Annotated in this window: 11 protein-coding genes; 7 read left to right on the top strand and 4 right to left on the bottom strand. The window is 39.4% G+C overall.

Translation table 11 applies throughout. The annotated features are described in order from the left end of the window. Positions 1-25: 25 nt before the first annotated feature. A complete protein-coding gene (locus tag V7K41_RS27125; protein WP_334853248.1) occupies positions 26-355 on the top strand; it encodes a hypothetical protein in 330 nt (109 codons plus the stop codon). Positions 356-835: 480 nt separating this feature from the next. Here the strand turns inward: V7K41_RS27125 and V7K41_RS27120 are convergent, their stop codons facing one another. Continuing rightward, entirely contained in the window at positions 836-1,978 is a 1,143-nt protein-coding gene (locus V7K41_RS27120) for a PDDEXK nuclease domain-containing protein (RefSeq protein WP_334853246.1), read from the bottom strand. Between the two features lie 709 nt (positions 1,979-2,687). On the opposite strand from V7K41_RS27120, the gene V7K41_RS27115 reads away from it, so the two are divergent. From V7K41_RS27115 to V7K41_RS27095, 5 genes are all read left to right on the top strand, one after another. Next, on the top strand, positions 2,688-4,004 hold the full coding sequence (locus tag V7K41_RS27115) for a hypothetical protein (protein ID WP_334853244.1): 1,317 nt from the start codon (positions 2,688-2,690) through the stop codon (positions 4,002-4,004). Beyond that, positions 4,001-4,138 (top strand): hypothetical protein, encoded by a 138-nt coding sequence (locus V7K41_RS27110; protein ID WP_334853242.1) that lies wholly within the window; start codon positions 4,001-4,003, stop codon positions 4,136-4,138. The genes V7K41_RS27115 and V7K41_RS27110 overlap by 4 nt, the downstream gene beginning before the upstream one ends. A 571-nt stretch (positions 4,139-4,709) precedes the next feature. After that, positions 4,710-4,904, top strand: a complete 195-nt coding sequence (locus V7K41_RS27105) for a heavy-metal-associated domain-containing protein (RefSeq protein WP_334853240.1) — start codon at positions 4,710-4,712, stop codon at positions 4,902-4,904. 132 nt (positions 4,905-5,036) lie between these two features. Then, the gene (locus V7K41_RS27100) at positions 5,037-7,364 is read left to right on the top strand and encodes a heavy metal translocating P-type ATPase (RefSeq protein ID WP_334853239.1); all 2,328 of its coding nucleotides are present in this window, start codon (positions 5,037-5,039) and stop codon (positions 7,362-7,364) included. Positions 7,365-7,383: 19 nt separating this feature from the next. Next, complete coding sequence (locus V7K41_RS27095) at positions 7,384-7,611, top strand: hypothetical protein (protein ID WP_334853236.1); 228 nt, start codon at positions 7,384-7,386, stop codon at positions 7,609-7,611. 6 nt (positions 7,612-7,617) lie between these two features. Here the strand turns inward: V7K41_RS27095 and V7K41_RS27090 are convergent, their stop codons facing one another. Then, the gene (locus V7K41_RS27090) at positions 7,618-8,043 is read right to left on the bottom strand and encodes a heavy metal-responsive transcriptional regulator (protein WP_334853235.1); all 426 of its coding nucleotides are present in this window, start codon (positions 8,041-8,043) and stop codon (positions 7,618-7,620) included. Between the two features lie 346 nt (positions 8,044-8,389). Here V7K41_RS27090 and V7K41_RS27085 point away from each other — a divergent pair, with 346 nt between their 5' ends. Next, entirely contained in the window at positions 8,390-9,478 is a 1,089-nt protein-coding gene (locus V7K41_RS27085; protein ID WP_334853232.1) for an aromatic ring-hydroxylating dioxygenase subunit alpha, read from the top strand. 610 nt (positions 9,479-10,088) lie between these two features. Here V7K41_RS27085 and V7K41_RS27080 read toward each other — a convergent pair. Beyond that, positions 10,089-10,766 (bottom strand): hypothetical protein, encoded by a 678-nt coding sequence (locus tag V7K41_RS27080; RefSeq protein ID WP_334853230.1) that lies wholly within the window; start codon positions 10,764-10,766, stop codon positions 10,089-10,091. A gap of 94 nt (positions 10,767-10,860) precedes the next feature. After that, entirely contained in the window at positions 10,861-12,855 is a 1,995-nt protein-coding gene (locus tag V7K41_RS27075) for a heavy metal translocating P-type ATPase (RefSeq protein ID WP_334853227.1), read from the bottom strand. Positions 12,856-13,151 lie beyond the last annotated feature (296 nt).

Here is a 13,151-nt window from a genome sequence, read left to right as displayed (position 1 = left end):
CCATATTTTAATAACTGAAAGCGCCATGAGTGAGAAAAATCAAGAAAATCAAATTAATCAACCAGTAACTGAAGACCGGGATTCTCGTGAGCTAGACGTAAACAAAGAAAATTTAACCGCGAATCCAGGTGATAGAATTTCTGATAAGCCTCAATCAGTTGAAGAGAAGGCTAAACAGGCAGCGGTTGATGATGTACCAGACATTGCAGGCGAGAGAATCTCAGTCCCGACTTACTTCGTTGTAGATGAACCCGACGGCGAGAAAAAGGCACTCCACCACGTTAAAGACGCTGAAGAAATTTCCGACGTAATTCGGCAGGCGCGACTTGACGAAAATGGAAATCGAATTTGGTAGTAGTTGTATTATGGAAGACACAGAGAGACGGAGAAGTTATCAAATACTTTCTCCGTTTTTTTGCGTCTTCCGCTCACCACCTTTTCTTTGGTCAAGTTAGTCTATTAATTCACGTAATTAGAATAGAGAAATCCTATCTGATACCATTTCTTTGTGAGCCTGCGCCAAACTTTTTTAACTTTTTTCTCTGTGTCCTTTGCGTCCTTTGCGGTTCGTTTTTCTTTCTTGTATTTATGGTTTAGCGCATCTTCATACAGAATTGGTATGAGTTGTGAAAATTATTTAGAGCATGTTTGTAAATTCTAATTTATTACTAGCCTTGGCTACTAGAAGTCCTGGCTACACAGACAAAACTTTATTTCGTTAGTCCACGAAGGTGGACTTTGATTCTGTAGTAGCGACTTCTAGTCACCCAATAGTTTTAAAAGGATATTTTAAAATTATTGAACATATTTTATCTAATTTAGTATTGATAAGTTGCTATATTTCGTTTTGCTTATCTACTGTTTCTCCAAGCGGATGAATTATTTTCCCCTCAAATTTTACACCTAAACCGAGTCCTAATTCAATTTTAGTAATCGTTTCTAATTCAGCTTTTAACTGCTCAATCGTTGGCAAATTACCTTGCAAAGCCTCCGGCAAAATATCTTGTAGCTGATACACAGAAACACCAATCGGCTTATGCATATCTCGCAGAGAATATTCGGCAATTACCTTATTTTTACTCTTGCATAGAATCATTCCAATAGTAGGCCGATCATCTGGGTGTTTCAACAAATCATCCACTGCACTAACATAGAAATTCATCTTGCCGGAATACTCTGGCTTGAACTCTTCAATTTTCAGGTCAATTACTACATAGCAGCGTAAACGCAAGTGGTAAAACAATAAATCAATATAAAAATCTTCACTACCAACTTCAAGATGATATTGACTACCTACAAAAGCAAAACCAACTCCTAACTCTATTAAAAAATCGCGGATGTGGTTGATTAAAGCACGTTCCAAATCACGTTCCAGAAAATCTTCCCCTAAATTGAGAAAATCAAAAGTGTAGGGATCTTTCAACAATTGCTGTGCTAATTCTGATTGTGGTTGAGGCAGAGTATGCTTAAAGTTGGTAGTCGCTTTACCCTGACGGTGATACAACTTGCTTTCAATCTGGTGAACTAAAATATTCCGACTCCATCCATGCTGGATAGTTTGCTGTATGTACCATTCTCGTTCACCACTATCCTTGACTTTATCCAAAAGGACGCAGTTATGAAACCAAGGAATTAGTGCAGCAGCTTGCTGCACTAATTGCTCGTCTGGATAAGCTTCGGCAAATGCTCGCATATATTTAAGGTTGCGAAGCGAAAAGCCTTTCATTTCTGGAAAAGCTTTCTGCAAGTCAGCCGCCAGACGATTAATAACTTTTGCACCCCAACCCTGCTGCTGTTGGCGATTCAAAATATCTCGCCCAATTTGCCAGTAGAGTAATAGTAATTCTTTATTGACTGCAACTGCGGCCTGTAACTGAGCGCTAGAAATTCGTGTTTTTAGTTCAGTTAAAAAATCTTCATAACCAACGATCGCAGATGCACTCTTTTGTGAAGTTTCAGATTTATCGTCTCTAGTCATAAAAAAGAATTAGTGCTACTTCTATTCTGCCATCATCACACCAAATTTTGGTATCAGATATAGATACAGCAGAATTCAAAATTCAGAAGTAAAACACTCTTTCTACCTGGGTAATAGACTTAGCTTGTGTACCTCACCAACTTGAAACTTGGCAGAAATTGGAGCGATCGCAAGTGTTGGGATAACGAACACAATCCCATGTTTTGAATGAAGATTGCACTCAGAAAGTATACAAACAATTAGAACAATTGCCCAATTTGACAAAACAGGCTGACAGCCTTGGAGTTAGATCAAAATGGATCTGTAACGCCGTGTGTAACTTTTACTCAAACCTAACCTCCCAGCCCCTTTTCATTTGCTGATTGCAAAATAATCATCATTATATGCAGTTATCGCATCAGCACGGATTTACTATAGCTTCACAGATGCGATTCTAAATGAGGGAATAAAGATGGATACCCCTGGTTTTGACCAGGGGCTTTTTATTTGGCAGCTACGCTTTAAACGTCAACACCGGACTCAATCGCGCCACAACGTCTACCATTTCTGCTTCAACTTGCACATCCATATCACCTGTGGATACCCCATTTTATATAGTACAAAAATACTATAAATAGCGATCGCACCCTTGGAGCTTTTGTAAAAAGCCACGTATTGTTTTTATTTCGAGCTTAGTTGGGGAATACTAAACTAAGCACTGAATCTATCTATGACCTTTTTACACAAAATTACTAAAAAATTTTCCCGTAATAACTATCAAAATGTTTCTGGGATAAATCCATCTGTAATCAGCCAACAACCTATAGTGCTGAAGCAACCAGCAAAGCCATCAAAACCAAAAACTCTAGCTGAATTAGAACAGGAAATAGCAGCACAAGGGCAGGTTAGCAGTATATCCCATCAAAAAAGACCTAGTAAAGCCAACAGAGGTATAGGTACTAAGTTGATATGGATAGCAATACTTATCGGCATTCCCGCAGGTGTGGTTTGGGTGGCGAATCTGCCTTACCCAATAATTCGCCGGACTGTGGTGCAAAATGCGCCTTTTTTATTGCTACCCAGTTACATGAGCGTGGAACAAAACTATCGGCAGGCGTTAGCATCACTTGAGCAAGCTGAATACTTGATTGAAAAACCCACTAGTGCAGCAGATTTAGTGTTGGGTGAACAGCAACTGCAACAGACAAAAACACATTTGGATAACTTGCCAGTTGGGTTGGTTGACGATTGGCCGGAATACAAATATTGGTGGTACGACTGGCGGTTCAGCGTTTACGGTCTGAATGCAGCGCGTCGTCAAGTAGGAGAGCTTTCAGCCAAGGTTTTTCAGGAAAAAAACGCTCAAACCTTGCTCAATGATAATAGTCAAGCATTATTGAATGCAAAACAGCAGTATCAAATTGCTACAACAGTAACCGATAAAAAGTTGGCGATCGCAGCTTGGCGTTCAGCACTGGATAAGTTAGAAGAGATTCCCGGACAAACCTTAGCCGGAAAAACTGCTCAAAATCAACTAGATGCCTACAAGCGTGATTTTAAAGAAGTTGTAGGATTAGCAGCGGGAAATGAACGCATCAGTGCTTTAATTACCGCAGCACAGCAATTTTCTTGGCAAGCTGCAAAAGCTGGTCAAAATCCACCGCACACAGTCACCGAATGGGAACAAATAGAAAATTTATGGTCAGAAGCCATTAATCGGTTAAAACAGATTTCTTCGTCAGATGTGGTAGGTTATGTGGAAGCACAAAAGTTATTAGCAACTTATGAGACTAATTTGGGTCAAGTCAAAGTAAGACGACAAGCTGAGTCTAGTTCTGTACAGGCTTTAGCAATAGCACAACAAGAAATAGAAAGTTTAATGGCTTCAATTCCCACTGACCCCAAAAATTTGGATCGCAATCGTATAATTAGTCAGTTACACAGCATTATTAACCAATTAGAAAAGGTAGAAAAAGGTACAACTGTTTATTTAAAAGCTCAAGAGTTGTTGCTATCGGCAAATAATAAATTTAAGCAACTCCAGTGAGATTTTTCAAATGTCAACAACTAACTTCATCCTTTCAGCAACAGGACAAATACGAAGACCATCAGGAAGCGATTGAGTCAATTCAAAAATTAGAAATTTTATTCATCCGCATTCTTCAACATTCCCGTCAATAATTCCGACATCTTACACAGGTATTTATTCCTGTTTAAGTAACTAGCTGCTGATATCACTCACTGATATAGCAATCTTAAATGAGATTGTGAAAATTTTTGTTATGGTCGTCCTTGGTCATTTGTCCTTTGTAATTGCAAATAACAAAGGACAAATGACTAATGACTAATGACAGCCAACTCCAAAAATATTTCACAAATGATTTAGGACTGCTATAGCAACAATTTATCAACCAAGGGTATGGAAGCGAAGCAACCAGCGATAAAACTGACGAATTTGCTATCAGCCGTTGCCACATTGCTATTTTTAGCTCATATAACTAAGAAACTCTGGATGTCAATCGGGTTGTAGTACGTTGTATTTTTGATGGGCAACGTTACTCAGTCAAACCAAAGTTGTAAAGAAATTTGAAGTTTAGCGAAAAACTTTTTAAAATCTCTAGACTCTCCAGCCGGCTAGAGAGTCTAGGATAAATTCAAGGCGACTCTCAACCAGAAATTTCTGATGTGTGAGGGATACGTCTCAGTCATCCAGCTCGATCTGGCTAAGTTGTTCATTTTATCCCGTAAATCTATGACTCTCCAACTCACAGTTCCCAACATGGCTTGTTCTGCTTGTGCAAGCACCATCACCAAAACACTTCAGGCAGTCGATGCCAATGCTAGCGTTCAGGCCGATCCAACAACCAAGCTTGTTAGTGTACAAACTCAAGCATCAGAAACAGCAATTAAGGAAGCGTTGGCTGCTGCGGGTTATCCAGTTGCTTAAAGAAAGGGGGCTGGGGACTGGGTACTAGGGACTGGGGACTGGGTACTAGGAGAATAACCAATCCCCAATCCCCAACCCTTAATCCCCAATCCCCAATCCTTAATCCCTAATCCCTAATTCCCAATCCCCAACATGGATACTCTCACACTCAAACTTCGAGGCATGAGTTGCGCTGCTTGCGCCAACAATATCGAAAAGGCAATTCGCTCTGTTTCTGGGGTGATTGACTGCAACGTTAACTTTGGAGCAGAGCAAGCTACCATCAAATACGATCGCTCTCTAGCAAATTTAGAGAAAATCCAAGCTGCGATCGCATCTGCGGGATACTCTTCTGATTCACTCCAGGAAGAATTGCTTTTTGAAGAAGATGATGCTGAGAAAGCGAGTAGGCAAGCATTACAACGCCAACTCTCTCTCAAAGTAGTGGTGGGAGGTGTAATTAGCATTTTCCTGCTTTTGGGGTCGTTGCCCATGATGACTGGGCTGAACTTACCCTTAATTCCCAGCTTCCTGCAAAATCCTTGGGTGCAGTTAGTGCTGACAACACCCGTCGTGTTCTGGTGTGGTGGATCTTTTTACCGGAATGGCTGGAAATCCCTCAAGCGCCATACAGCAACGATGGACACGTTAATTGCTTTGGGTACAAGTGCAGCCTATCTATATTCTTTGTTTGTCACTCTTTTCCCAAAATTTTTTATTGCTCAGGGTTTGATTCCTCATCTTTACTATGAAGTTGCCGCTATTGTCATTACCTTAATTTTGCTGGGGCGCTTGTTGGAAAATCGTGCTAGGGGACAAACTTCTGAAGCTATCCGCAAACTCATCGGACTGCAAGCTAGAGATGCCAGAGTTATCCGTGATGGAATAGAAATTGATGTTCCCATCGCCGAAGTCAGAATCAACGATGTGATTTTAGTGCGTCCTGGTGAAAAAATTCCGGTAGATGGGGAAGTGATTGCAGGCGCTTCAACGGTAGATGAAGCGATGGTGACGGGTGAAAGTTTGGCAGTGAAAAAGCAGCCAGGAGATGAGGTGATTGGAGCAACGATTAACGGTGCGGGTGCATTTCAGTTTCGGGTGACACGAGTCGGAAATGATACGTTTTTGGCTCAAATTGTCAAACTGGTGCAACAAGCACAAGGTTCTAAAGCACCAATTCAGCGTTTGGCAGATCGAGTTACAGGATGGTTTGTACCTGCTGTGATTGCGATCGCGATCGCCACTTTTGTAATTTGGTTTAATTTCACTGGCAACCTCACCCTCGCAACAATGACAACGGTGGGTGTACTGATTATCGCTTGTCCTTGTGCTTTGGGTTTAGCTACGCCCACTTCTGTAATGGTGGGGACGGGCAAAGGTGCAGAAAATGGCATCTTGATTAAAGGTGCTGACAGCTTAGAACTAGCACACAAAATTCAAACCATTGTTCTAGATAAAACTGGCACTTTAACTCAGGGGAAACCGACAGTTACAGACTTTGTAACTGTCAACGGCACGGCTAATGGTAATGAAATCCAGCTTTTACAATTAGCAGCAACGGTAGAACGCAATTCTGAGCATCCTTTAGCGGCAGCGGTGGTGAAATACGCCCAGTCTCAAGAAGTGACTTTAATAGATGCAAAGAACTTCGTGGCTAATGCAGGTAGTGGTGTGCAAGCAGTTGTTGCAAATCAGCTTGTGCAAATTGGTACACAACGCTGGTTAACAGAACTTGGAATTAACACCATGAGTCTCCAGCAATATAAAGATGCCTGGGAAGCGGCTGGTAAAACAGTTATTTTGATTGCTGTAGATGGCGAACTACAAGGAATAATGGGTATTGCTGATGCCCTAAAACCTTCGTCAGCAGCAGTGGTGAAAGCCTTACAAAAGTTAGGTTTAGAAGTAGTAATGCTCACCGGAGATAATCGTAAAACTGCTGATGCGATCGCTCTACAAGTTGGCATCCAGCGAATCTTTGCCGAAGTGCGTCCAGATCAAAAGGCGGCGATTATCCAAGCCCTTCAGAAAGGGGGACTGGGGACTAGGGACTGGAGACTAGGGAAAATTCTTCCCAATACCCAATCTTCAGTACCCAATCCCCACTCCCTCGTAGCAATGGTTGGTGATGGGATAAATGATGCGCCAGCCTTAGCACAAGCCGATGTGGGAATTGCTATTGGTACGGGAACTGATGTAGCGATCGCAGCTAGCGATATCACCTTAATTTCTGGAGATTTGCAAGGAATTGTGACAGCAATTCAACTTAGTCGCGCCACCATCAACAATATTAAGCAAAATCTCTTCTTTGCCTTTATTTACAATGTCATTGGTATTCCGATTGCGGCGGGAATTTTGTTCCCTATCTTTGGTTGGTTACTCAATCCAATTATTGCCGGCGCTGCGATGGCTCTTTCTTCGCTGTCTGTTGTTAGCAATGCCCTCAGATTGCGTAAATTTCAACCAAAAATTAGCTCATAATTGCAGGGTAATTTAGCAAATGTTCAGTCAAAAAACGCTTTGGGGAAGCCTGATAGCTTTAGTGCTGATCGCTGGAACATCAGGTGTAACATTAGCAGAAATGCCAGCCCATTCATCAGAGCAAACCAGCCAATTTCAAAGCATTGAGCAACCTTTGGACTTGAAAGTTGGTGTTGCGATCGCAGGTTTAGCTTTAATTGGACTAGAGTTGTGGTGGTTTCTTCTCTATAAAAGTTCTGATTCCTGATTAGTGTCAGTTTTGAGAGGTATTTTGAATAATCGGACAAATTGTCTTCTCATGATGCTCGCTGATATTCTTCCAGCCTGAAAGTAATCCTTTTATTTCAGAGCGCAAAGTTAACAGCTGATCGATTTGGCGATCTATCTGTAAGACCTTCTCTTCAAGTTTTTCTTTGATTTCACCACAGGGAGTTTGGCCTTGGTCATAAACCTGAAGAATATTACCAATCTCTTCTAGGCTAAGACCGAGATTTTGTGCCCTTTTAATGAATGCTAAACGAGTTAGCACATCCAATGAAAACTGGCGAAAGCCTCCCTCTGTTCGTCTTAATGAATTGATTAAACCTAAACTCTCGTAATAACGAATTGTCCTAATGGGTATTCCAGTTAAATCTGTTACCTGACCAATTAAAAGCAGTTTTTTATCTTGAGTTAACATGGTAGATTTTCCCAACTCTTGTAATTATTATTACATATTTTGCAAAATATCAAGTGATTTGAGAGTCAAACAAAATATTAGGATCAGTGTTGGAAGTTTTTATCTAATTAGAGATTTTACTAAGTTGTAAATTTTCAAATATCTATTTTCAATGGATATTTGGGATTTAGCTAATATTAAACTGAGATAATTTTGACATTTATAATAATATTTGTTCAATATTTTACCTGATGATTTTTATCCATTTGTTGGGTAGCTGTTTCTCATGGTACTGAAAGTAACTGTTTTTTTGAAGTTTTCATGTTACTTCTAGATTAACTGCTTCACTTCAAGTGAAACCATAAAAATGAATCTCAACTCGCAGACTTTTAGCTCAATCCGTAAACCTAAAATTTTCAATAATCCAGAGCGTTTTATTGAGGGATGGTATTGGGTAATACCCTCTCAAAATCTGCGGGTGGGTGAAGTAAAACCTGTCACGATTTTGGGTAGAGAATTGGCAATTTACCGTGGTAAAGATAAAAGAGTAGTTATCTTAGATGCCTACTGTCCCCACATGGGTGCTCATCTTGCTGAAGGCAAAGTTGAAGGTAATGCACTACGTTGTTTTTTCCACCACTGGAAGTTTGATGCTGAGGGAATGTGTATTGATATCCCATGTTTAGATGTACCACCTTCTCTAAAGTTACAAACTTGGCCCACTGCTGAAAAATATGGGATGATTTGGGTTTGGACTGGAGAAATACCGCAACAACCTCTACCTTTTGTTCCAGAGTTAGAGCAAAAAGAGTGTGATGTAGCCATTCATTCCCACTTCTTGCTGAATTGTCACCCCAATGTGGTGATGATTAATGCAATTGATGCTCAACACCTCAATACAGTTCACCAATTGCCACTAGAAATTATTTTTGAAAGACACGAACTGAACGAGAATGCGATTATCTTCAGTAATACTACACCCATCAAAGACAATTTCTTTTTAATTAAGCTCATCCGTCTTTTCTACAAAAATGTCATAACTTACAGTATTTGCTATTGGTACGGTAGCATTGGCATTGTGACAATTGGCCCTGATTTCTTACATATCCACATGATGGTTGCAGTTCGCCTCTACGAAGGGGGGAAAACTGAAGGTCAAGTTCTGTTGATGACTAAAAAACGTAAAGGAATTTTTGGTTGGTTATGCAATCGAGTTGTCCTATGGCTGACTAAGATTGCAGCTAAGTACTTTCTCATGGGTGACATCAAGATTCTTCAAACAATTCAGTTTGATTTGAAAACTCCCATTAAAGCAGATTACTCAATTATGCAGTTTATTAACTATGTTGAAAAACAGCAATCCCTAATGTGGGGGACTTGGCAAGTAATGCGATCGCGCGATGTGGAGAGCAAGCCCAAGCGTGAGAGATGGGAAGATACAATGAGTAATGACTAACATTATATCTATTATGACCAAAATTCCGTCAGACTGCTTGGCCAATTAAACGCACGCGATATCATAACTATTGTCAACAATCTTTGCAACATATAAATCGTTTGTAGGGGCGTATAGATGTGCGCCTCTACCAATGAATGCCTAGCAGATATTTTGCAAAATGGTATTATACTTAATAAATGTTAAAAGTTTAACAAAGTTATTTTTAACTTTTAATCGATTTTTTATTAGAGTAGCAGATAAATAAAAAGAAGTGGCAAAGCCACTTCCTAATTCCCAGGTAGAACCTAAGTTATGAGTATAACAATTACAAAGAATTGAAATAGTATAAACAAACACCAATTAACTGAATATCTTTATTTTCCTTGTTTCTAGGTGAGTAAATCTTGATTTCCATGCACCAAATAACTGTATATTTACATAAGTCTTATGATTACAATCCAGACTCAATTTTATCTGGTTCATCGCTAAGATGTGCCAGTTTTGTCTGTTATCAAGAAGTTGCTGTTCTAATTGAAACTTAACTACTTTACCAGCCTCAAAGCCTCAGTGAACGTTGTCTTCATGGTTACTCTACGCCCTAGCAAGCAAATTGATATTTAACATATTACTACTCACTTGGATTCAGTACAACGATAATTTCTGCTAGCCTAATTCCCAAAGGTTTCCAGTGGGGATTGCTGGAGGAAAAAGTACCATCCCCAGATACTGATTGGTAATCATTGGGGAACTTCTCAGAAGCATTGGGAGCCGTATCTACTCGTAAAATGAGTTTGCCTTGATAACGGGATAATTTACTACTATCCAACAAAATAGTACCGCCGTAGTCCCACGCCAATCCATAAAGTTTAAAATCACCTAATTTTTTACGTAATTCGCTCAAAGGGGTTCCCACTCCAATACCTTCGCGGGTTTTCCAAGCTGAACCAAAGTTACGCACATCTAGAGGTTTGGTACGAGTATTATCACTCCAGACTACTAGCAGAGAGCACCCCTGATTTAGATTTAACTGAGTAGCTGCAAAACTACCTATTCCTTCAGCGCCAGAGATAGTTTTATCAACGAGGCGGGACACACCAAACAGTTTGACTAAATCCTGCTTGGTGGTTTTGCGTGTAATTGGCCCCACTCGTTCCCCAGGAACAATTAAGGTATCTTTTAAGGGTTGCAATTTAGCAATAGTAACTGGATGATTGATTTTCTGGGGTAGTGCAAAGGCTGGGTTTACTGAATAGTTTAACAGTAAAGCTAAAGTAGCTGTAGCAATGCCTTTGATTGATGGATTCATAGGTTTTACTATTAGTTAGCAGAATATGAGTGAGAAGTACTCATAATTTAACTACTACAATTTTCCAATTACAGATTCCCAATTTTCAAAAATTTTATTTCATCGCTCTAGTTGCGTTTAAAATTGCCAGCATTGCTACTCCAACGTCAGCAAATACAGCTTCCCACATTGTTGCTATCCCTAAAATACCCAATCCAATAAATACACCTTTAATTGCTAGCGCAAACCCAATATTTTGCCAAACAATTTTACGAGTTTTTCTGCCAACTTCGATTGCTTCTGCCACTTTGGATGGTGCATCTGTCACGATCACAATATCCGCAGTTTCGATCGCTGCATCTGAGCCTAATCCGCCCATTGCTATGCCAACATCTGCTCTAGCAATTACTGGTGCATCATTAATTCCATCCCCAACAAAGGCAACTTTACCATGCTTGCCAGCGGTGCTGAGTAACTTCTCAATGGCATTAACTTTTTCTTCAGGTAATAACTCTGCTTCGTAGGTATCTATGCCAAGCTGTTGAGCAATTCGAGAAGCGATCGCTTGATTATCTCCTGTCAACATTACTGTTTTCTCTACACCCATTCGCTTGAGTGCTTGAATAGCAAGTCTCGCATCTTCTTTGGGTTCATCAGCTATGACAATATAGCCAGCGTAAATATTATCCACTGCTAGATGAATCACTGTTCCTTCTAACTGGCAATTATCGTGATAAATCTTCTCTCTATGCAATAGGCGATCGCTTCCTGCTATCACTACTCTATTTTCAACCTTAGCTTTAATTCCATAGCCTGCTATTTCTTCATAATCTCCGATCTCAAATTCATCGATTTTTCCACCATAAGCTTTACGAATAGATTGAGCAATGGGATGATTTGAGTGCGATTCTACTTTGGCAGCTAATTGCAGCAACTCTTGTTCATTCCAGCCATTTAATGGTACGATTTTGGCTACTTTGAATACGCCTTTAGTTAACGTTCCAGTTTTATCAAAAACAACTGTATTGACTGCATTTAAAGTATCTAAAAAAGTAGAGCCTTTAACCAAAATACCACGTCTAGCTGCACCTCCCACACCTCCAAAGTAACCTAATGGAATACTGATAACGAGTCCACAAGGACAGGAGATAACTAGTAAAATTAGGGCACGATAAACCCATTCTGAAGAAGTTGCGCCAGAAATGAATAAAGGAGGGAATATTGCAACTGCTAGAGATATAAAAACTACTATTGGTGTATAATATCGAGCAAATTTAGTAATAAACTTTTCTGTTTCTGCTTTTTTACTTTTGGCATTTTGCACCAAGTCTAAAATCTTAGCAATGGAAGATTCATTAAATAGTTTTGTGACTCTAATACCGAGAACACCTATTTTATTGATCGTCCCAGCAAAAACTGTTTCTCCAATTCTTACCGTTCGCGGTACAGATTCTCCAGTTAACGCAGATGTATCAACTTGCGAATTACCATCTATAATTTCGCCATCTAAGGGAATCTTTTCTCCAGGCTTTACAACGATAATATCCCCAATATTTACTGTTTTTGGCGATACTTTCTTCAGTTCTCCCTCTATTTGGATATTTGCATAATCTGGGCGTATTTCCAATAATGATTTGATCGAATTACGGGAGCGACTGATGGCAATATCTTGAAACAATTCTCCAATTTTGTAAAATAACATGACTCCGACCGCTTCGGGTAATTTATGAATTGCGATCGCCCCTAATGTCGCTACTGTCATCAAAAATGTTTCATCAAATACTCTACCTCTGACTATATTGCGTCCAGCAGTTTTCAAAACACTCCATCCACTTAATAAATAAGCAGGAATGAAAAGCAGATATTCTCCTATTGAGTAGAATGTATTGTGTAATTGGTTTTCAAAAATTACACCAGGCGCATATAAACTTAAAATCATTACTAAAGGCAATACCTCATTTTTCAGATTGAACTCTCCCCCGTGTTCATGATTGTGGTCATGGTTATGATTATCATCATGATTGTGATTATGAATATGGTTATGATTCTCGTGATGGTCATGTTCACAGCTGCAACAATCTGAAGATTCTGAATGTACTTTCTGCTTCATTTTTTCTGTATAGGCTAGTAAATTACTTGAGATATAAGCCTTTTTCTAAATGTAATGAAAAAAATAAGTTTTTACAAGTTGATATTTTAAGAACGAGAATCTATATCAATTTTATTGTTAAATATATATACTATCTTTGGGTTAAAATTAAGATTTATAATCTTGTCAAGATAGCTATAGCGGTTCTCAATTGTATAGAATAATGTAAAATATAACTTTTGTTTGTAGTGAGCGATTTATCGCTCTGTATAAGAATTTAAAGGGCTAGAGCCGTGAATTACGAGCTTTAATCTAAG

Origin of the sequence: Nostoc sp. (assembly GCF_036917415.1) — a bacterium.
Lineage (GTDB): Bacteria > Cyanobacteriota > Cyanobacteriia > Cyanobacteriales > Nostocaceae > Nostoc.
This window is presented reverse-complemented; position numbering and strand designations above follow the sequence as displayed.